Below are 21139 nucleotides of genomic sequence, written 5' to 3' on the forward strand. Positions count from 1 at the left end.
CTCAGATTGTCTCAAAATCGATGGAGGTGACCCACTTGGTGTTGTGGACACCATTGAGCGCCGGAACGATGATCCGCGCCGGATAACCGTGGTCGAGGGACAGGTCGGCGCCGTTGACCCGCAGCGCCAAGAGTGAATTCGGGTGGCTGATCTGCTTGTGTTCCAGTGTTGCGTGGTTGAATTTGCCTTTGCGCCCGAGTGACTGCACCGTGGCCGAGCGTGGTGCCGTTACTCCGGCCAAAGCGGCCAGGTCGGCCAGTCGCACTCCACTCCAGCCTTGGACGGTGGACCATCCTTGGACGCAGGCGATCGGCAGTCGTGCGCTGTGTTGCGACATTGCCGTCAGCTGATCGCGAGTCAGAACCACCGGCGCCGGGCCGCCGCGCAGCGTCAACCGCCAGGTGCCCCTAGTCTGGGCGGGATCGACGCCCACTCCCATCGCTGTCTTGTTGATGCGGAAGTCGTTGGGGCCGCTGCCGGTGGTGTCACCGGTGGGCAGCATCAGCGGAAAATGGCGGGCGATGCCGCCGACCGTCTGTCCGACGGTGACCAGAGCCGTCAGCAATACACCGCCGCCGACCAGCGCGAGCGCGCCGCGGCGGCTCATCGTCGCCGGTGCCGGTTCGGCGGCGACCAGACCGGTGGCATCCGGCGGATCGGCTTGGGTGTCAGCGGTGTTGGTGCGCAGCACTTCTCGTATTGACCGGGATCGCAGCCCGGCCACCATGCGGGGGATCTTGATGGTGATGTGCATTAAAAAGCCGGCAATGAACACCCAGGCGCCGTAATAGTGCGCGGGAAAGAAGCTGAACCCGTAGATGTAGTCGTATTGGATGTAGAGCACCCCGGTGACGATCTCGAACAGGATGCCGCCGACCAGCATCGCAATCGAAAGTCGTTCCAGTACTTGGGCGATCGAGCGGGCAGGCGGCCAGGTGAACAGCTTGGGGATCACCGACCACAGTTTGGCCAGCACGACCGGGATCAGCACCAGTCCCAGGCCCACATGCAGGCCCTGGCTGAGTCGATATAACCACGCCGGGCGGGTGGGCCAGTCGAAGGTCGGTAGTTTCAGCCACCCCACGTCTGCGGGTACTGCAGTTCCGAATTGTGGCGCGTAGACGATGTAGGACACCAGCCCGGTCACGATGACGACGGGCAACGTCGCCAGCAGCACCGCACCGAACACCGACGTCAGCCACGGCCCGCGCAGCGGGCTACGCCAGCGGTGCAACCGGTCGATTCCGGGCGGCGGATGGCCACCCAGTCTGCGCCATAGCCCGACCGGGAAACCGTAACCGCCGGCATCGGTCGGCCGCTCCGACTGGGTGCCTTGCGGCAAAATTTCACCCCCGCTGCTGACGGTGCCGTCACGGTCCATGATGGACGCGGCATTTGCCAGCCATACCCTTATCGGCGCGGCACTAATCGCCGAAAGGGCGTGCACCCCATTCGCCAAACAGAAGTCACGGTCGTGATCTCCGGCAGGATCGCAGCCCTCGCTTCTGCTTCGCGGGACTGGGGGCTAGTCGTCGTCAGTCCGTGTCATCGCCGCTTTCCATCTGGTCGACGGTGAAGCGCTGACGAATGTCTTGTTCGCGATATGCCAGTTGTCCGACCCGGTGCGCAACCACCGGGGCGGTGAGCACGGTGAACGCCCCGGTCAAGACGAGCATCCCGACGTCGTAGTTGCCGCGCAGCCGGATCGCGGCTCCGGCCAACACCAAAAGCAGGCCCAGCACCTGCGGTTTGGTCGCCGAATGCATTCGTGACAACGTGTCGCTGAAGCGGACGACGCCAATGGCCGCGGTCAGCGCCAGCGCGGATCCGCCCAGCACCAGCACCCCGGAGATGATGTCGAGGATGTTCATCGCGGTCCTTTGTCGGGGACCCGGAAGCGCGCCACGCTGACCGATCCGACGAAGCCGATCAGCGCCAGCGCCGCCAGGCTGTAGGTCACGGTGCTGTCGAGGGTGAATGCCGCCCAGGTGCCGATTGCGCACATCGTCACCGCGATCAGCGTGTCCAATGCGACCAGTCGGTCCAGGGTGCTCGGGCCGGCCAGCAGGCGGAACATCGTGATGGCCGCCGCCGCGCCCAGCAGTACCCCCGCGATCAGCCAGACCGTATTCATGCGGACACCCCCTCGGCGGGCCGCCAATCGTCGTCTCGCTCGTAGGCGGCCATCAGCAGCCGCTCAACCTCGGCGACCTGGCGGTAGAAGCGGCCGATCGAACGGTCCGAACCGACGTCGACCACATGGCAGTAGAACACTCGTCGCACCTGGTCGATCTCCAACACGATCGATCCCGGGATCATCGTCAAGATGTTGACGGCCAACACCAGCACCAAGTCGGATTTGATCGACACCTGCGCTCGCAACACGCCGGCCGGTGGCGGCGGGCCGGGTTTGATCGCCAACCACGAGACATGAATGCTGGACACCACCAGATACCACGCGACCCGGATGAGCAGCCGCAGCACCGACAGTGGGTGCACCCGGCCCTGCACGGGCACCGGCGGCATCGGCAAGAGCCACGTAATCGTCAGCGCGACAACCACTCCGCTGAGCGCGTTGGCCGCCGAGTAGGTTCCCCACAGCAGCACCCACACGCCGGTCAGGGCGAGCAGGGTGCTGATCCGCAGAGCGGCGGCCCGCCTCATCGCACCGCCCCCAACACCGCAGAGATGTAGTGGCCGCGGTCGAGCACCTCGGCGGCGGCCCGGTCGCTGTAGGCGAAAAGCGGTCCGGCGAACACCGTCAACGCCACTCCGACGCCGATGAGCGCGACGGTGGCCGCGATCATGCTGATCGGCATTCGGCCGACGTCGTCGCGTTCGTCGAATGCGATGTCTTCGGTGTCCTCGAGCAATACCGCCGCGCGCGCCGCCACCAGGTCACCGTCGGGAGCATCGACGCGAGGGCGCCAAAACGCTTTGGTCCACACCCGCGACACCACATACAGCGTCAGCAGGCTGGTCACCACACCACCGCCGACTAGTACCCAGGCCAGCACCGACCCGTCGACCGTGCCGGCCCGCAACAGGGCAACCTTCCCGATGAATCCTGAAAACGGCGGTATCCCGCCAAGATTCAGTGCAGGGAGCAGAAATATGAAGGCCAGCAACGGGTTTGCGGCCAGACCACCGAGTCGCTGCAAGCTCGACGCGCCGCCTTGGCGTTCGATCAGGCCGGTCGCCAAAAACAGCGTGGTCTGCACGACGATGTGGTGCGTCACGTAGTAGATGGCACCGGACATGCCGACCTGACTGGACAGCGCCACCCCGAACACCATGTAGCCGATGTGGCTGACCAGGGTGAAGGACAGTAGACGTTTGATGTCGCTTTGCGCGATGGCGCCGAGAATGCCGACCAGCATGGTCAGCAACGCGGCCACCAGCAGCAGGTGGTTCAGCCCGGCATTGGGGAACAACAGTGAATGCGCCCGGATGATCGCATAGATACCAACCTTGGTCAGAATCCCGGCGAACACTGCGGTGACCGGTGCCGGTGCGGTGGGGTAGGAGTCGGGCAGCCACGCCGACAGTGGGAAAACCGCGGCTTTGATGCCAAAGGCGATGAGCAGCACCGCGAACATCGCGCTGCGGGTGCCGGCGCTGAGGCTGCCGATCCGCACTGCCAGCTCGGCCATGTTCAGCGTGCCGGTCGCGGCGTAGATCAGCGCGATGCCGAGTAGGAAAATCAGCGACGAGACCAGCGACACCATCACATAGCCGATGCCGGCTCGTATCCGAGCGGCGCTGGCGCCGATGGTCAGCAGCACATAGCTGGCGCTCAACAGCACCTCGAACCCGACGAACAGGTTGAACAGGTCACCGGCCAGAAACGCCATACACACACCGGACGCCAGCGCGAGATAGGTGGGCAGAAAGATCGACACCGGCTGGCGGTCCCCGCCGTCGCGGATACCTTGACCGATTGCGTACACCACCACGGTCAGCAACACGATTGACGACACCACCAGCATCAGCGCCGAGAGCCGATCGACGACCAGCGTGATGCCCAGCGGGCCCAACGCGGTCGGTCCCCAACCGCCGACATGCAATGCCAACGTGCCGTCCCGGTCGGTCAGGTAAAGCAGCGCCGCGCAGATCACCACGATCATCGAGAGCGCGGCCAACGTGACCGCGCGCTGCAGTCGTGGCCGTCGACCCGCGACCAGCGTCACGGCCGCGCCGATGGTGGGCACCAGCACCGGAAGCGGGACAAGGTTGGCTGCCAATGTCATCGCGACCCCTGGTGGCCGGGCAGCGCGTCGAGCTCGTCGGGTTCGTCGGTGTCGGGGTAGGGCTCCGACGGGTCGGCGTCGACGTCGGCGGCTTCCTCGTCCGACAGCTGCGCGACGCGGGTGTCCTCGGGGTCTTTGCCGACGGCCTCGGCGGCGGTCAGTCGGTAGGAGCGGTAGGCCAAGGCCAGCACGAAGGCCGCAACGCCCATCGTGATCACGATCGCAGTCAGCACCATGGCCTGCGCCAGCGGGTCAGCGGCCGGCTTGACCGGGGTGTCGTGACCGTAGATCGGCGAATCACCGGGCGGGCCGCTGACATTGACGATCAGCAGGTTGAAGGCGTTGCTGATCAGCAGCAGGCCCAGCAACATCCGGGTCAGCGTGCGTTCCAGCAGCAGGTAGACCCCGCAGCTGGTGAGGCCGCCGATCGCGAGCAATGGGACCAGGTCGACGGTCATGGCGCCCGCACCGCCGAAGCCGGATCGGTCAGGTCCTCGCCGACCCGGACGCCAAGGCTGCGCAGCACGTCGAGCACCAGGCCAACCACGATCAGATACACGCCGAGGTCGAAGAACACCGTGGTGACGAACTTGACGTTGCCCAATACCGGAATGTCGAAGGCCAACACCGCCGACGACAGCGCCGGTGCGCCGAGCAGCAGGGATGCGATCGCGGTGCCCGCCGACAGCCCGAGTCCGACCCCGAGAATCTTGCCGGCGTCCAGCGGCAGCGTCTCGCCCAGTTCGTAGGGCCCACCGGCCAGATAACGCAACACCAGCGCCAGCCCCGCGGTCAGACCGCCGGCAAAGCCGCCGCCGGGATGGTTGTGGCCGGTGAAAAAGAAATACACCGACACCACCATGATCAGCGGGAAGATGATCCTGGTGGTGACTTCCAGGACCAGCGAGCGGTAACGAGGGTCGCGGTATTCGCTGCCGCGCAGCCAGGTGGTGTCGCTGATCGCCGGGCTGTAGGGGGTGGCCGGAAGCGGCCCGATATCGGGTTGACCGTTTTGCGGGATCCGCGGCGCCGAGCCGAATCGGCGGTGCCGGAACACCAGCGACGCCACACCGGTCGCCGCAACCAGCAGCACCGAGATTTCGCCGAGGGTGTCCCAGGCCCGGATGTCGACCAGTAGCACGTTGACGGTATTGGCGCCGTGACCGCGCAGATAAGCCGCGTCGGGCAGCAGGCTGGCGATCGAGGTACCGGTGCGGGCAGCGATGGCGAACATCGCCAGCACGGTCACGGTGGCGCCGACGGCCACGGCCAGCGCCGCGCGGGGCAGCCGCCGGTGGGTGATGTCGTCGACGTCGGCCGGCAGGGTCCGCAGCACCAGCACGAAGACGACCAGCGTCACGGTCTCCACCAGGAACTGCGTCAGCGCCAAATCGGGTGCGCCGTGGAACGCGAACACCGCACCACAGGCATAGCCTGTCACGCCGACCGTCAGCACGGCGGCCAGCCGATTGCGCATCACCGTCGCGCCCAGCGCGCCGGCCAGCAGCAAGCCGGCCAGCACTCCTTGCAGCGGAGAATCCCACAGCCGCAACGACAATCGATCCCGAGCCCCCAGCGCCAGCGCTGCCGTCGGGACCAGCACCAGCGTCGTCAGAATCACCGACTGGGTGGCCGGGATCGAGCCGCGCTGGGTCCCGCCGGTCAGCCGCACCGACACCACGTCAAGGCCGCGGACGGCCGCGTCGTAAACGCGGTCGGCGTTGCCCAGTGGCATCCACCCCAGCCGCGCGCGCCGCAACCAGGCCCGCCCGAAGAACGCCGCCGCGCCCAGTGCCACGACCAGCGCCGAGAGCACCAGCGGCAGACCCACCCCGTGCCACAGCGCCAGCCGGTAGCCGCTGCCGGCGTAATCGTTCAGCACCCGGCCCAGCGGTGCGGGCGCCAGGCCGAGCAGCAGACCGACGGCGGCCAGGACCGCCGGCGCGATCAGGAACGTGGCGGTGGGCCGGTGCAGAGCGGCGACCGGGGCGCTCGGGGCGTCGCGGCTCTTACGCGCAAATGCGCCCCAGAGAAACCGCAGGCTGTAGATCATCGTGAACACTGACCCGACCGCGATCGCGCCCAGCACGTACGGCGCGGCCGTTCCCAGCGACGAACTGTGCGCCAGCGCAGCAAATCCGGCCTCTTTGGCCACGAAACCCAGAAACGGCGGCAGCGCCGCCATGCTGGCGGTGGCCGCGGCGGCGATCACCAGCAACGACGGGCAGCGATTCCCCAGCCACGCCAGCCGGCGCACGTCCCGGGTGCCGGTGGCGTGGTCGATGATGCCCACCACCATGAACAGCGCGGCCTTGAATATCGCGTGCGCGCACAACACGACCAGGCCGGCCAGCATCAGATTGCGGTCGCCGCTGCCGACCAGCACGGTGATCTGTCCGAGTTGGCTCACCGTTCCGAACGCCAGGATCAGCTTCAAGTCGTATTCGCGGACCGCGCGCCAGCCGGCCAGCAACATGGTGACCGTCCCGAGGATCACCACGGTGGGGCGCCAGCCCGGCGAGTCCGCGAATCCGGGTGTCATCCGGGCAACCAGATACACCCCGGCTTTGACCATGGCGGCGGCGTGCAGATAGGCGCTGACTGGAGTCGGCGCCGCCATCGCGCCCGGTAGCCAGAAGTGCAGCGGCACGATCGCCGATTTGCTCAGCCCGCCGACCAGAATCAGTAACACCGCGACGGCGACCGCCGTACCCGACGGGGGATTGGCTATCACGTCCGACAGCAGATAGCTGCCGGCGGCCTGGCCCACAATGATGATCCCCGCCAGCATCGCCAATCCGCCGGCCGTCGTCACCAGCAGGGCTTGGCTGGCGCCGCGGCGGCTGTTCAGACGGTCGGCGTAGTGCCCGATGAGCAGGAACGACAACACCGTCGTCAGCTCCCAGAAGACGTAGAGCATCAGCATGTTGTCGGCCACCACCAGGCCGAACATGGTGCCGGCAAACGCGACCAACTCGGCGGCAAAGCTGGGCAACCGGTTCTCAAGATGTCCGTCGTGGTGGCGAAAGTAGTCGGCGCAATAGACCAGCACCAGCGCGCCGACGCCCAAAACCAGCGCGCTCAAGATCGCGGCGAGCGGGTCGAACCGCAGCGCGACGTTCATGGACAGCTCGGGCACCCAATTGAACTGCACGGTGTGGTCGGTGTTGCTGGGCCAATTCAGCACCACCCAGCTCAGCGACCCCAGCGGCACCAGCGCGAGCGGATAGAACGCCCACCGGCCGTATCTGCGCACCAGCAGCGGCGCCAACGCAGCGGCAGCCGCGTGGGCAAGCAGGATGGCGAGCATGGCACTCCGGTGTCGGGGTGTCGTTGAGCCCCCGCGCAAGAGGGCAAAGCGGGGCGTCACCCTGTAGGGCAATATCGCCCGGCAGTCTACCGATGAATCCGGTATCGCGCGACGTCAGCTAACACCTGTTTCGTTGCTACGCCAACGGAACAGCAAGCGTCGCAGGCAGTTTCACGACTTCATCGAATTACTCGGACGGTACCCGGAGTTGCGCTCGTGCCCGTCGGTACAGTAGAAGTCTAACCGGGCGAAGCGATGAGGCGTCAAACCGATTGTCCGGGTGAGTTATCGAGATGCAGGTACATCTTCAAGTCGACGGATCGCCGGTCCGTGCGCGGGCAAACTCTGCAGAGATCGCCGCGACCGGCGCCGACGGGCTGTTCACCTTCGAGGGCCCGCACGACGTGTTCTTTCCACTGGTCACCGCGGCCGATGCGACCAGCCTGGAGCTGATGACCAACGTCGCGATCGCCGGCCCCCGTAGCCCGCTGCATCTGGCGCACGCCGCTTACGATCTGCAGGTCTACAGCGGTGGCCGGTTCCGGCTCGGACTGGGTTCGCAGATCAGGCCGCACATCGAAAAGCGTTACGGCAGTCGATGGGAGCGACCGGCCGCGCGAACGGCCGAGACCATCGCCGCAGTCAAAGCAATATTCGCGGCGTGGGAAGGGCAGTGCCGCCTGGATTTTCGCGGTGAATTCTTCACGCACACGTTGATGCCGCCCAATTTCAACCCCGGGCCCAATCCATTCGGACCGCCTCCGGTGCTGATGGGCGCACTGGGTCCGGTGATGACGCGCACGGCGGCGGAAGTCGCCGACGGCCTGCTCGTCATGCCGTTCAACAGTGCCCGCCACTTCGCCGAACGCACGATCCCCGCCGTGGAAAAGGGGCTGCGGCGTGCACAGCGGCCGTCCCGGGAGTTTGCGATCATCGCTCAGGCCATGGTTGCCGTTGGCCGTGACGACGCCGATTTGGCAGCCGCGATTGACGGGGTGGCATCCCTCATCGCGTTCTACGGCTCGACCCCGGCCTATCTGCCCGTGCTTGAGGCCGAGGGGTGGGCCGATGCCCAGCCTGAGCTCAATGCGCTGTCCAAGCAGGGCCGCTTCACCGAGATGCGCAATCTGGTCACCGAAGCGATGGTGGCGCGGATCGGGATTGTGGGAACTCCCGAGCAGTGTGCGCAGCAGATCGCCGCGCGGTTCGGCGGGCACGCCGCCGAGGTGTGCTGTTATTTCCCCGGCTACACGCCCCGCAGCGCCGACGTTGCCGACTTTATCGACACCCTGCACCGGACCCCTGTTCTGTAATGAACAGCTTGGGGCACAGCGTGTTTCGCGCTGCTTATAAGACAGACCGCTGGGCGGTGGCGCCTTTACGGGCGCTGAGCTCCATCAGCCGCGGTGCGAGCATCCGATGCAGTGGGCCGGCCAGAGCCCACACCGTGCGGGCGGCGATTTTGTGCCGATAGTGCAGACGCGTGGTGAGGATGGCGCGCCGGCCATCCGCACGCCGCAGCGTCAGTTCGCCGTGCATGAGCGGTCCGTCCGTGGCCAGCACGACCTCGTCGTGCTCTGAATGCATGATCGTCCAACCGATAGCGGAGGCGTGCGGTGCCAGGCGAAACCTCAAGATGTGGCGGTGGACCCAGAACACCAGCCTTCCCAGCGCAACAGGTGTGTCCAGCGCGTCACGAAAAGCTTGTTCGGCAGTGCGCTCGTCGCCGTCACGGATCGGAGCTTCGAATGTGTCCGTGTAATCGGCCGCGGTTTCCACGAGCTGCGCCGACGCGGCAATCACTGCCGCCGCAATGCGTTTGAGCATCAAGCGCACCACGACGCGATGCGCGCCGCTGCCGATGACCAACGCGCGGTAGATCGCGCCGTGCAGACCCGGAAATGCCGCCCACGTCTGCGAGCGCACCCGGGTGCGCCGCGGGCCTTCGGAGTCCAATTCGAATACCCACCGATAGACCGCGAACGGGTGCCGGCCTTTCAACACCAGCCGTACCGGCGGCGTCGCTTCGCCGAGGACAAAGCCCACAGGGACGGTCGAAGGGTCGTTCGGGTCGGTGCAGATCACTCGAATCACCGCCGACCACGTGTCTGCCGCGGGAGCGTCGATCGTTATGGCATGCTCGTCGATATAGGACAATCGTTTCATATAGAAGGACTGTACTAGATCATGGCGCCGCCGCGAAAGCATGAGACCGATGTGATTCTCGACGCAACGCGATCGTTGGTCTTGGTGGATGGACCGCGGGCGGCCAGTGTCGCGGCGATCGCGAAGGCGAGCGGCGCGCCGGCCGGGACGTTGTATCACCGCTTCGGTAACCGCAACGGCATCCTGACCGCCGCCTGGCTGCGTGCGCTCGCACGTTTCCAGGCGCGGGCGATCGCCGCCGCCGGCGATAGCCCCCTCGAGACCGCCATCGCGATGGCCGTGGCGGCGATCGACTTCATGCGCGAGCACCCCGAGGATGCCCGGCTGCTGCTGACCATCCGGCCGGGTGACCTGCTCGACGGCGAACCTGACGCCGCATTTCAGCAGATCCTCACCGCCCGCAACGCGCCGCTGCTCGAACGGCTGCGCGCGTTGGCCCGCGAGCTGTACGGCAGCAGCGATCCGCGCTGCGTCGACGCCGTCGCCAGAGCTGTCGTCGACCTGCCCTACGCCGTGGTCCGGCGGCACGCGCATGACGAGCTGATCCCGGACTGGCTGGAGGAGGACGTCGCCGCGGCCGTGCGCGCGTTGCTAACGAGTTATCGGGCCTCGGCATAAGCGCGCAGGGCAGCCACTTGCGCAGGATCCAGCGAGGGCCGCACGGTTTCTCGTGCCGCGGCAATATCCGCGGCGGTGATGTCGGCGGCGTCGATGTTGCGCCGCATCGCCGCCAGCGCGGCTTCCCGCAGCAGCGCCGCGCAGTCCGCGGCGCTGTACCCGTCCAAATCGCCTGCCAGCACGGCCAAGTCGACGTCGGTGTGCAGCGGAACCGACTTGCCGGCGGTGCGCAGGATGTCGTGGCGGGCGGCGGCGTCGGGTGGCTCGACGAACACCAGCTTCTCCAACCGGCCCGGCCGCAGCAGCGCGGCGTCGATCAGATCGGGCCGGTTGGTGGCGCCGATCACCACGACGTCGCGCAGCGGCTCGATGCCGTCGAGCTCGGTGAGCAGCGCGGCCACGACTTTGTCGCTCACGCCGGAGTCGAAGCTCTGCCCGCGCCGCGGCGCCAGCGCGTCGAGCTCGTCGAGGAACACCAGCGACGGCGCCGAATCGCGTGCGCGCCGGAACAACTCGCGGACCGCCTTCTCCGAGGAGCCCACCCATTTGTCCATCAACTCCGAGCCTTTGACGGCGTGCACGCTCAGTTGACCGGTGCTGGCAAGCGCGCGGACCAGAAACGTCTTGCCGCAGCCGGGCGGGCCGTAGAGCAACACCCCGTGCGGCGGCTCGACGCCGAGTCGGGCGAAGGTGTCGGGGTGTTGCAGCGGCCAGAGCACCGCTTCGGTGAGTGCCTGTTTGGTGGCCGCCATATCGCCGACGTCGTCGAGGGTCACGTCACCGGGCGACGGCTGGCCGCCGGTCGACCGGGACAACGGCCGGATGACGGTCAGCGCACCGAGCAGGTCGTCTTGAGTCAGCTGCGGCGGCCGGCCATCGATGCTGGCGCGGGAGGCGGCCCGCAATGCCGCCTCACGCACCAGAGCGGCCAAATCCGCGACGACGAAACCCGGTGTGCGGCTGGCGATCTCGGCGAGGTCATGGTCGGCGGCGGGAACACCCTTCAGCAGGCCCGTCAACAGGGAGCTTCGGGTGGCGGCGTCGGGCAGGCTCAATCCCAGTTCGCGGTCGCACAGGTCGGGCCCTCGCAGCCGCGGGTCGAGGTTTTCCGGCACCGCCGAGGTGGCGATGAACGCCACTCCCGCCGTGGCCACCGCCGATCGCAGCTCGGCCAGGATCAGGGTCGCCACCGGTTCGGCGGTCGCGGGCAGCAGCGCGTCGATGTCGGCGATCAGCAGCACCCCACCGCGGTCGCGCACGCCCGCAACGGCGGCGGCAACAGCGTTCCGGCGTTCGTCGGCAACCAGAGCACCGACCTCGGGACCGTCCAGCTCGACCAGTCGCCGGCCGGCGCACACCGCTCGCACCAGCGTCACTTTCCCGACGCCGGCCGGGCCGGATACCAGGACACCCAGATTGGTTGTGGCGCCCAGGGTTTCGAGTAGGTCCGGCTGGTCCAGCGCCAGCTTGAGCCACTCGGTGAGCTTGGCGGCCTGGGCCGCAGAGCCTCTGAGGTCCTCGAGTGTGACCGTCTCTCGGTCGGCGGCTGCACTGACCGCTGCCGCCGGGACACCGGTACCCCAGCTCACCAACGAATTAGGTTGCACGCTGACTGGCCCGGCCGGGTCCACGCCGGTCACCGTGAGAAGCTCGGAGGTCCAGCTGATGCCGACCGCCGACGCCAGCGCGCGGCTGGCCTCGGTCGTCGACGTCCCCGGTCCCAGGTCGCGAGGCAGCAGCGATACGGCGTCGCCGACGGTGACCACCTTGCCGAGCAGAGCCTGCCGCAACGTGGCCGGTGGAACCGACTGGGTGGCGAGCGTCGAACCGCTCAGCGTCACCGAGCGGGCGCCGCACACGGCGGCCGGGCTGATGATGACGGCGCCGTCCTGGCGCAACCCGGCGTTGGACAGCGTCACATCGTCGAGCAGCGCGGCGAACACCGGTATGTCGGCGACTGTTACGGCGGCTACCGCCGCGGTGGTCCGCGATCCGGTCAGCGACACCGCGTCCCACTCCCGAATCCCCAGCGCTGCGATGGCTTCCGGGTGCAAGCGCACCACACCGCGGCGCGAGTCGACCGCCGACGTGTTCAGCCGCGCGGTCAGGGTCAGCTGCCGGCCACCCCTGGGCGGCGGTGTCATGGGGTCCGGCCGGGCTTACGCAAACCCAGCCGCGCCATCGACCGCCGGTTGGGCTGCGCCCGGCGGATCGCGCGGCGCACCGCGCGCCGCTGCTTGGGCTCGTGCTCCCAAGCCTCGGGATGCTCGGCCAACCAGCGGTGGCTGCGCACCGAGAACGGGATGTGGAGCAGGTAGGCCACGATCGCGACCATGACCAGGATGTAGGGGAACAAGAACGCTGCCGCGGCAACGATCGCCAACGCCGCCAACAGCACCGCCGCCAAATTCGGCGGCACCGACACGGCGTGCATCTTTTTCATCGGCAGCCTGCTGACGACCAGGACCGAGCAGCCCGCGATCCAGGCGCAGACGAACCACGGCGTCGTCCACCAACCGTCGCCGAACTGCAATTTGGCGGCCAGTGGGCCCAGTGTCGCGATCGCCCCGGCCGGGGCCGGCATCCCGACAAAGAATTCGCGCGTGTACGCCGGCAGCGTGGCGTCGTCGAGCAGCGCGTTGAACCTGGCCAGCCGCAGCACAATGCACACCGCGTAGAGCAGCACCAACACCCAGCCTGCCGGCGACGCCGCCAGCAGCGTCACATAGACCACCACCGCGGGCGCCACCCCGAAGTTCACCGCGTCGGCCAGTGAATCGATCTCCTCGCCCATCCGCGACTCGGCGTCCAGGATGCGGGCCACCCGACCGTCCAGCCCGTCGAGGATGGCGGCCGCGGCGATCAGCGCCATCGCGACGTGCGGCTGGGCCTCCAGCGCGAACCGGATCGAGGTGAGCCCGGCGCAGATCGCCAGCACGCTCATCGAGCTGGGCAGGATGCGCAGGTTGACCGATCGGCGGGTCCGGGGTCTGGTGATCATGACAGTTGGGCCAGCACCGTTTCGCCGGCGAGTGTCCGCTGCCCGACCAGGACCGAAGGTTCGGTTCCGGCCGGGAGATACGTGTCTAGCCGGGAGCCGAACCGGATCAGGCCGTAGGTGTCACCGATCGACAGTTTGTCGCCGGCTTGCGCGTCGCACACGATGCGCCGGGCCAGCAGCCCCGCGATCTGCACGACGACGATCTCGGCGCCGTCGGCGGTGCGGATCTGCATGCTGATGCGTTCGTTGTCTTCGCTGGCCGCGGCCAGGTCGGCCGAGCCGAATTGGCCGGGCCGGTGTTGCACGGCGAGCACCTCGCCGCTGACCGGGGACCGTTGCACGTGCGCATCCAGCAGCGACAGGAAGATGCTGACTCGTGGCAGCGGGGTGTCGGGCAGGCCGAGTTCGGCGGGCGGCGCGGCCGTATCCACCAAGCAGACCAGGCCGTCGGCAGGTGCGACGACGACACCCGGGCGGATGGGCGGCACCCGCGGCGGATGGCGGAAGAACCCCGCGCAGGCGCCCGCAGCCAGCAGACCGGCCCGGCGAAACCATCGGTGGTTGCGGCCGGCCACGGCAAGGCCCAAGCCGGCGGAGATGAACGGCAGCCCGGCCGGATGTACCGGCGGAACGGTCGAGCGCAGCAGTGCTACCAGGCGTTGCGGGCCGGAGAGACCGGCGGGGCGGGGGCGTCGTGCCACCCGGTCATCTTACGGAGCGCCGCGGGCGCTCAGCGCAGATCCCAGATCCGTAGCTCCGATCCGGCCGGGAGCTGCTCGATGTCCTCGGAAATGTCGAGCAGGCAGTTCGCCGACGCGAACCACCGCAGATGGTGTGACGCCGGTGGGCCCCAGCTGGTGACGGTGCCGGCGTCGGCGTCGAACACCCCGCGCCGGAACTGGCGCTTACCGCGAGGCGACCGCAGCGCTTCGGTGAGCACCGCCGACCGTCGCGGCCGGTGCGCATCCGGCAGGCCCATCGCGGTGCGCAGCGCGGGGCGGATGAACACCTCGAAAGACACCAGTGCGCTGACCGGGTTGCCGGGCAGCGTGATGATGGGCGTGCCCGCCACCCGGCCGGTGCCCTGCGGCATGCCGGGCTGCATGGCCACCTTGACGAAGTCCACGCCCTGATCGCCGTCGCGGCCAAACGCGTCCTTGACCACTTCGTAGGCGCCCGCGCTGACGCCGCCGCTGGTGATGATCAGATCCGCCTCGGCGGCGTAGCGGTCCAGCACCGCGGCGAACTGCGCGACATCGTCGCTGACGGCCGGTGTGGCGACGACGTCGGCGCCGGCCTCGCGGACCGCCGCGGCCAACATGATCGAGTTGGACTCATAGATCTGGCCCGGCTGCAGCGGCGTGCCCGGCGACACCAACTCCGACCCGGTGGAAATCACCAGCACCCGCTGCCGGGGTAGCACCGGCAACTCGTGCAGGCCCAGCGCTGCGGCCAACCCCACCGCCGCCGGGGTGATTACCTGCCCGGCCCGTAACACCGTGATGCCCGCCGCGACGTCCTCGCCGGCGCGGCGGATGTGGCGCCCTTCGTCGGCGGCCTCGCGGATCGCCACCACGTCGGTCCGCCCGTCGGTGGCCTCGACCGGCACCACCGCCGTCGCCCCAGCCGGCATCGGCGCGCCGGTCATGATGCGGTGCGCGGTTCCGGCCTCGAGGATGGGAATGTCGGTGCGCCCGGCCGGAATGTCTTCGGCCACCGGCAGTTTCACCGGCTGCTCGGGTGTCGCGTCGGCGATGTCGGCAGCCCGCACCGCGTAGCCGTCCATTGCGGAGTTGTCGAACACCGGCAGCGACACGGCCGCCGCCACGTCGTCGGCCAGCACCAGGTGCTCGGCTTCGGCGAGGCCCGCGGTGGCGGCTGGACGCGCGCCGATCAGCTCGTCGACGACACGCTGATGTTCCTCGACCGAACGCATCAGACCGGGAACGTCACGTCGGTGAGTTCCTCGGAGACCGCCCACAGCCGGCGCTGCAACTCCTCGTCGTGGGACTGCGCGCTGGAGGACACCAGCTTCGGGTGGCCGCGCTGCTCGCCCAGACCATCGGGGCCGTAGTACTGCCCGCCCTCGACGTCGGGGTCGGTGGCCGCCCGCAGCGTGGGGAGCGCGCCCATCGCCGCGCTTTGGAAAATCAGCGGACCCAGTACGGAAGCAACTGGTCTCAGGATGGTCGGGATGTTGCGCGCCAGTTCGGTGTTGGAGCCGCCCGGATGCGCCGCCACCGCGATGGTGTTCTTCTGCTGCTCAGCGAGCCGCCGCTGCAGTTCGTAGGTGAACAGCAGGTTGGCCAGCTTGGACTGGCCGTACGCGGCGATCCGGTCGTAGCGGCGTTCCCACTGCAGGTCGTCGAAGTGGATGGCCGCGCGGATCCGGTGGCCCATGCTGCTGATCGTCACCACCCGCGAACCGCGGACTGGCAGCAGGTGGTCGAGCAGCAGCCCGGTCAACGCGAAGTGGCCGAGATGGTTGGTGCCGAACTGCATTTCGAACCCGTCGGCGGTGACCTGTTTGGGTGTCCACATCACGCCGGCGTTGTTGATCAGCAGGTCGATGCGCGGGTAGGCCGTACGCAGCCGGTTGGCGGCGGTGCGGACCGAATCCAGCGAGCTCAGGTCGAGTTGCTGCAACGTGACGTCGGCCGGCGGGTGGGCGGCGACGATGCGCGCCAGCGCGGCGTTGCCCTTCTCCAGGTTGCGCACCGCCAATACGACGTGCGCGCCGCTTTGGGCCAGCGCCGCGGCGGTGTGATAGCCCAGGCCGGTGTTAGCACCGGTGACGATCGCGACCCGGCCAGTCTGGTCCGGCACGTCGGCATGTGACCATTTGCCTCCTGAGCTCATGGCGCCAAACGATACCCACGGATGATCGGTTGTGCCCGACGGCGTCTCGATGGGGTGTACGACGGCACGCCGTGGCCGGACGTGGTGGGCATGGCCGACCCCGCCGGGTCAACCCGAGGTGCCGCGATACCCCGAGCCGACGTTGACCATGTTGCACCAGGCGCCTGTGCCGGCGTTCTTGGGTGCGTTGTTGGTCTTCGAGACGACCGTCCGCCCCCCGACGGAAACCCGGCACGTCACCGACCCCGGATCGCCGCCGGGATGAACGCCGCTGAAACTCAGCGAAGGTGCGCTTCCGTTGTAGTCGTACGCCGTCGACCACGGCAAACCCACGACAGCGGTTTCGGGCTCGTCGTCGGCGCCGAAGTACGACACCTGCACGCCCTCGGTGAAGGTGCCCGTCAACTCGAACGTGATCGGAGTCGACGCGAACGCCGTTGCCGGCGCTGTCAGCAGCATCCCGCCACCAAGCCCGAGGACAGCAGCCAACCTGCCTATGCGGCCTGCGGCAAATTTCATTCTCATGCGTAAATTGCAGCACCGTTCGCAGCCCATCGTCAGGCAATCGGCGTATCGGCTACAGATTGCGGGCCGCCTCGATGCGGGTCTTGAGTTGATCGGTGGTTGCCGCCGCAACCGGCGGTCCGCCGCAGATGCGCCGCAATTCGTTGTGAATCCAGCCGTGTGGCTTGCCCGTTCGGTGATGCGCCGCCGACACCAACGCGTTGAGCTCGCGGCGCAGATCGCGCAGCTGACCGTGCCGGATGACCGGCTCGGCGTCACTGCCGCGCCGCTCAAGCTGCTCGGCCTGGCGGCGACGCAACAGGTCTCGCATCTGCCCGGCATCCAACAGGCCCGGGATGCCGAGGTAGTCGTCCTCGTCGCCGCCGGTGCCGAACGACGCGCCGTCGAAGATGACCTGGTCCAGCTCGGCGTTGGCGCCCAGCGAGGTGAATCCGTTCTCGATCTCCGACGGCTCGCTCTGGCGGCGCTGCGCGGCGACCAACTCGTCGGTCTCCCGGTGCGGCTTACCCAGCACATGGTTGCGTTGCGCCTCCAGCTCGCTGGCCAGCAGCAGCAGCGAGGGCACCGACGGCAGAAACACACTCGCCGTTTCCCCGGGCCGCCGGGACCGGACAAACCGGCCGATCGCCTGCGCGAAGAACAGCGGGGTCGAGGCGCTGGTCGCGTAAACCCCCACTGCCAGCCGCGGGACGTCGACGCCCTCCGACACCATGCGCACCGCGACCAGCCAGCGGCTGGTGTCCGCGGCGAACCGCGCGATGCTTTCCGACGCACCCGGATCGTCGGAAAGCACGACGGTCGGTGCCTCGCCGGTGATCCTGGTCAGCAGGCCGGCGTAGGCCCGCGCGGCCTTCTGGTCGGAGGCGATCACCATGCCGCCGGCGTCGGGCATGCCGGCACCGCGCAACTGCCGCAACCTGGTGTCGGCCGCGGAGATAACCGCCGGCATCCACTCGCCGGCCGGGTCCAGCGCGGTGCGCCAGGCCCGGGCGGTGTGCTCGACGCTCAGCGGCTCGCCGAGCCGCGCGGCGTACTCCTCGCCGGCGCTGTCCCGCCAGCGGGCCTCACCGGAGTAGGCCAGAAACACCACCGGCCGCACCACGCCGTCGGCCAGCGCCTCGGTGTAGCCGTAGGTGTGGTCGGCCTGCGAGCGCAGCAGGCCATCACCCTCGGGCGCGTAATGCACGAACGGGATGGCGGCGTCGTCGCTGCGAAACGGTGTGCCGGTCAATGCCAGCCGCCGGGTGGCGTCGCCGTAGGCCTCCCGGATGGCCTCGCCCCAGCTTTTGGCATCGCCGCCGTGATGGATCTCGTCGAAGATGACCAGGGTTCGTTTGCTCTCGGTACGCACCCGGTGCCGCGCCGGGTGGCTGGCCACCTGGGCGTAGGTGACGACGACGCCGTCGTATTCGGCCGAGGTGTGCGCGGCGGTATTACGAAACTTCGGGTCCAGCGCGATGCCGTCGGCGGCTGCGGCCAGCGCCCATTGCACCTTGAGGTGTTCGGTGGGCACCACCACGGTGATCGCCTCGATGCTGCGCTCTGCCAACAGCTCTGCGGCGATGCGCAGAGCAAACGCGGTCTTACCCGCACCCGGGGTGGCGACCAGCAGGAAATCGCGCGGTTTGCCGGTTAGATAGCGCACCAAGGCTCGCCGCTGCCAGCCCCGCAACGCTCGGGTGCTGGGCGCATCGGTTGCCCGCACCCGAGGACTCCTATCTGTCGAGATGCACTGTAGTGCAATGGCATCGGAGCGTGCATAGGCCGTAGCATCATTGCGGTGGGGAAACTGGTCGCCGAGGAAAGCGTTCGGGTGGAGCGGCTTCTCGACGCGCAAGGCAAAGCGGCGCGGCTGTTCGAGGAGATCGAACGCCGGGGCATGCCGCGCGCCGGTATCAGCGAGCGGGAGCTCTCCGACGAGGTCCGCGACCTGGCCGCCGACATGGTCGGGATGGCGCAGCACTGGCACAAGCGGGTCGTGCGGGCCGGCGAGAACACTCTGCAGCCGTTTGCCGAAAACCCGCCGGATCGCGTGATCGCCGCCGACGACATCGTGTTCTGCGACTTCGGCCCCATCTTTGAGCAGTGGGAGGCCGACTTCGGGCGCACCTTCGTGCTGGGCGACGACCCGGACAAGATCGCCCTGCGCGACGCGCTGCCCCGGGTGTGGCGGGCCGGGCGAGCCTACTTCGATGAGCATCCGGAGATCACCGGCGCCGAACTGTTCGACCACGTCGTCGGGCAGGCCCGGGCCGAAGGCTACGAGTGGGGCAGCCCCATCGCGGGGCACCTGGTGGGCCAATTCCCGCACAAGAAGCTCGCCGGCGACGGCGCGCAGTGGTACATCAAACCGGGATCCGGCCGGCCGATGCGCCGCCTGGACAGCTCAGGGCTGCCCTGCCATTGGATCCTCGAGGTCCATCTCGTCAACCCGGTGCGCGGTTTCGGCGGGTTTTACGAAGAGCTGCTCGACCTGCCCTGAGCCGGGCGAGAGCCCGGCGTATGTGACCTTGCACTCTCCATGGGCGAGTGCTAAGAATGTGTTGGCACTCGCGACCGGCGAGTGCTAGGTCGGGACGGTGAGGCACGGGCCGCGCCAGCGGAAACACACCCGAGCCGTCCGTCGCGGGCACTGCGCCCGGCCAGGACGTGTCATCCCCAATCGGAGGAATCACTTCGCAATGGCCAAGACAATTGCGTACGACGAAGAGGCCCGTCGCGGCCTCGAGCGGGGCCTGAACAGCCTCGCCGACGCGGTAAAGGTGACGCTGGGTCCCAAGGGCCGCAACGTCGTCCTGGAGAAGAAGTGGGGCGCTCCCACGATCACCAACGATGGGGTTTCCATCGCCAAGGAGATCGAGCTGGAGGACCCCTACGAGAAGATCGGCGCCGAGCTGGTCAAAGAGGTCGCCAAGAAGACCGACGACGTCGCCGGTGACGGCACCACCACGGCCACGGTGCTGGCCCAGGCGCTCGTCAAAGAGGGCCTGCGCAACGTCGCGGCCGGCGCCAACCCGCTGGGCCTGAAGCGCGGCATCGAGAAGGCCGTCGAGAAGATCACCGAGACGCTGCTCAAGGGTGCCAAGGAGGTCGAGACCAAGGAGCAGATCGCTGCCACCGCGGCCATCTCGGCCGGCGACCAGTCGATCGGCGACTTGATCGCCGAGGCGATGGACAAGGTCGGCAACGAGGGTGTCATCACCGTCGAGGAGTCCAACACCTTCGGCCTGCAGCTCGAGCTCACCGAGGGTATGCGGTTCGACAAGGGCTACATCTCGGGCTACTTCGTGACCGACGCCGAGCGTCAGGAAGCGGTGCTCGAGGAGCCCTACATCCTGCTGGTCAGCTCTAAGGTGTCCACCGTCAAGGACCTGCTGCCGCTGCTGGAGAAGATCATCCAGTCCGGCAAGCCGCTGCTGATCATCGCCGAGGACGTCGAGGGCGAGGCGCTGTCCACCCTGGTCGTCAACAAGATCCGCGGCACCTTCAAGTCGGTGGCCGTCAAGGCTCCCGGCTTCGGTGACCGCCGCAAGGCGATGCTGCAGGACATGGCGATCCTGACCGGCGGCCAGGTCATCAGCGAAGAGGTCGGCCTCTCGCTGGAGACCGCTGACGTGTCGCTGCTGGGCAAGGCCCGCAAGGTCGTGGTGAACAAGGACGAGACCACCATCGTCGAGGGCGCCGGTGACTCCGACGCCATCGCCGGCCGGGTGGCCCAGATCCGCGCCGAGATCGAGAACAGCGACTCCGACTACGACCGCGAGAAGCTGCAGGAGCGGCTGGCCAAGCTGGCCGGCGGCGTTGCGGTGATCAAGGCCGGGGCCGCCACCGAGGTGGAGCTCAAGGAGCGCAAGCACCGCATCGAGGACGCGGTGCGCAACGCCAAGGCCGCCGTCGAGGAGGGCATCGTCGCCGGTGGTGGCGTGACCCTGCTGCAGACGGCACCGGCGCTGGACGAGCTGAAGCTGTCCGGTGACGAGGCCACCGGCGCCAACATCGTCAAGGTGGCGCTGGAGGCTCCGCTGAAGCAGATCGCCTTCAACTCCGGGCTGGAGCCCGGCGTGGTGGCCGAGAAGGTGCGTAACTCGAAAGCCGGGACCGGCCTGAACGCCGCCACCGGTGAGTACGAGGACCTGCTCAAGGCCGGCGTCGCCGACCCGGTCAAGGTGACGCGTTCGGCGCTGCAGAATGCGGCGTCCATCGCGGGTCTGTTCCTGACCACCGAGGCCGTTGTCGCCGACAAGCCGGAGAAGGCGGCCGCTCCGGCGGGCGACCCGACCGGCGGTATGGGCGGCATGGACTTCTGAGTCTGGTTGTCAACGGGAAGGCCCGGTCTGCTTCGGCAGGCCGGGCTTTTTCGTGCGCCATTGTTGACTCTGCGTGCACCAGGCAAAAGTGCGGGTGGGCTGT

General features: G+C 68.0%; 19 protein-coding genes. 4 read left to right on the forward strand and 15 right to left on the reverse strand.

Going from position 1 to position 21139, the window contains the following annotated elements; translation table 11 throughout:
- Position 1 precedes the first annotated feature (1 nt).
- From AC5Y42_RS01235 to AC5Y42_RS01265, 7 genes are all read right to left on the reverse strand, one after another.
- Positions 2-1381 carry a molybdopterin-dependent oxidoreductase gene (locus AC5Y42_RS01235; RefSeq protein ID WP_499895165.1) on the reverse strand — a complete coding sequence of 460 codons (1380 nt, stop codon included), beginning with the start codon at positions 1379-1381 and terminating at the stop codon, positions 2-4.
- Positions 1382-1535: 154 nt separating this feature from the next.
- Positions 1536-1871 (reverse strand): monovalent cation/H(+) antiporter subunit G, encoded by a 336-nt coding sequence (locus AC5Y42_RS01240; protein WP_499895167.1) that lies wholly within the window; start codon positions 1869-1871, stop codon positions 1536-1538.
- Positions 1868-2134, reverse strand: coding sequence for a monovalent cation/H+ antiporter complex subunit F (locus AC5Y42_RS01245; protein WP_499895169.1), 267 nt, complete (start codon positions 2132-2134; stop codon positions 1868-1870). Before AC5Y42_RS01245 ends, AC5Y42_RS01240 begins: the two co-directional genes overlap by 4 nt.
- Complete coding sequence (locus AC5Y42_RS01250; RefSeq protein WP_499895171.1) at positions 2131-2664, reverse strand: Na+/H+ antiporter subunit E; 534 nt, start codon at positions 2662-2664, stop codon at positions 2131-2133. The genes AC5Y42_RS01245 and AC5Y42_RS01250 overlap by 4 nt, the downstream gene beginning before the upstream one ends.
- A complete protein-coding gene (locus AC5Y42_RS01255; RefSeq protein ID WP_499895173.1) occupies positions 2661-4250 on the reverse strand; it encodes a Na+/H+ antiporter subunit D in 1590 nt (529 codons plus the stop codon). The genes AC5Y42_RS01250 and AC5Y42_RS01255 overlap by 4 nt, the downstream gene beginning before the upstream one ends.
- A complete protein-coding gene (locus tag AC5Y42_RS01260; RefSeq protein ID WP_499895174.1) occupies positions 4247-4708 on the reverse strand; it encodes a Na(+)/H(+) antiporter subunit C in 462 nt (153 codons plus the stop codon). Before AC5Y42_RS01260 ends, AC5Y42_RS01255 begins: the two co-directional genes overlap by 4 nt.
- Positions 4705-7560: a Na+/H+ antiporter subunit A gene (locus AC5Y42_RS01265; protein ID WP_499895176.1), complete on the reverse strand. Its 2856-nt coding sequence runs from the start codon at positions 7558-7560 to the stop codon at positions 4705-4707. Before AC5Y42_RS01265 ends, AC5Y42_RS01260 begins: the two co-directional genes overlap by 4 nt.
- Positions 7561-7853: 293 nt before the next feature.
- On the opposite strand from AC5Y42_RS01265, the gene AC5Y42_RS01270 reads away from it, so the two are divergent.
- Complete coding sequence (locus AC5Y42_RS01270; protein WP_499895178.1) at positions 7854-8873, forward strand: TIGR03617 family F420-dependent LLM class oxidoreductase; 1020 nt, start codon at positions 7854-7856, stop codon at positions 8871-8873.
- A gap of 34 nt (positions 8874-8907) precedes the next feature.
- Here AC5Y42_RS01270 and AC5Y42_RS01275 read toward each other — a convergent pair whose 3' ends face one another.
- Positions 8908-9726: a hypothetical protein gene (locus tag AC5Y42_RS01275; RefSeq protein ID WP_499895180.1), complete on the reverse strand. Its 819-nt coding sequence runs from the start codon at positions 9724-9726 to the stop codon at positions 8908-8910.
- Between the two features lie 21 nt (positions 9727-9747).
- Here AC5Y42_RS01275 and AC5Y42_RS01280 point away from each other — a divergent pair, with 21 nt between their 5' ends.
- Complete coding sequence (locus AC5Y42_RS01280) at positions 9748-10344, forward strand: TetR/AcrR family transcriptional regulator (protein WP_499895181.1); 597 nt, start codon at positions 9748-9750, stop codon at positions 10342-10344.
- On the opposite strand, the gene AC5Y42_RS01285 is transcribed toward AC5Y42_RS01280, so the two are convergent.
- From AC5Y42_RS01285 to AC5Y42_RS01315, 7 genes are all read right to left on the reverse strand, one after another.
- Positions 10326-12488: an AAA family ATPase gene (locus AC5Y42_RS01285; RefSeq protein WP_499895183.1), complete on the reverse strand. Its 2163-nt coding sequence runs from the start codon at positions 12486-12488 to the stop codon at positions 10326-10328. The two genes, AC5Y42_RS01280 and AC5Y42_RS01285, sit on opposite strands and share 19 nt — an antisense overlap.
- Entirely contained in the window at positions 12485-13345 is an 861-nt protein-coding gene (locus AC5Y42_RS01290) for a CDP-alcohol phosphatidyltransferase family protein (protein ID WP_499895184.1), read from the reverse strand. The genes AC5Y42_RS01285 and AC5Y42_RS01290 overlap by 4 nt, the downstream gene beginning before the upstream one ends.
- Positions 13342-14046 carry a phosphatidylserine decarboxylase gene (locus AC5Y42_RS01295; protein WP_499895186.1) on the reverse strand — a complete coding sequence of 235 codons (705 nt, stop codon included), beginning with the start codon at positions 14044-14046 and terminating at the stop codon, positions 13342-13344. Before AC5Y42_RS01295 ends, AC5Y42_RS01290 begins: the two co-directional genes overlap by 4 nt.
- Before the next feature lie 29 nt (positions 14047-14075).
- Positions 14076-15281 carry a molybdopterin molybdotransferase MoeA gene (gene moeA / locus AC5Y42_RS01300; protein ID WP_499895187.1) on the reverse strand — a complete coding sequence of 402 codons (1206 nt, stop codon included), beginning with the start codon at positions 15279-15281 and terminating at the stop codon, positions 14076-14078.
- Positions 15281-16204, reverse strand: a complete 924-nt coding sequence (locus AC5Y42_RS01305; protein ID WP_499895188.1) for an SDR family NAD(P)-dependent oxidoreductase — start codon at positions 16202-16204, stop codon at positions 15281-15283. Before AC5Y42_RS01305 ends, moeA begins: the two co-directional genes overlap by 1 nt.
- 108 nt (positions 16205-16312) lie before the next feature.
- Positions 16313-16729, reverse strand: coding sequence for an MmpS family transport accessory protein (locus AC5Y42_RS01310; RefSeq protein ID WP_499895190.1), 417 nt, complete (start codon positions 16727-16729; stop codon positions 16313-16315).
- 52 nt (positions 16730-16781) lie between these two features.
- Positions 16782-18434: a DEAD/DEAH box helicase gene (locus AC5Y42_RS01315; RefSeq protein ID WP_499895191.1), complete on the reverse strand. Its 1653-nt coding sequence runs from the start codon at positions 18432-18434 to the stop codon at positions 16782-16784.
- An 84-nt stretch (positions 18435-18518) separates the two neighbouring features.
- Between AC5Y42_RS01315 and AC5Y42_RS01320 the strand changes: the two genes are divergently transcribed.
- Together AC5Y42_RS01320 and groL are read left to right on the forward strand one after the other, a co-directional pair.
- Positions 18519-19211, forward strand: a complete 693-nt coding sequence (locus AC5Y42_RS01320) for a M24 family metallopeptidase (RefSeq protein WP_499895819.1) — start codon at positions 18519-18521, stop codon at positions 19209-19211.
- Between the two features lie 199 nt (positions 19212-19410).
- Complete coding sequence (gene groL / locus AC5Y42_RS01325) at positions 19411-21036, forward strand: chaperonin GroEL (protein WP_499895193.1); 1626 nt, start codon at positions 19411-19413, stop codon at positions 21034-21036.
- Positions 21037-21139: the final 103 nt, after the last annotated feature.

Source organism: Mycobacterium sp. NGS48 (genome assembly GCF_059812585.1).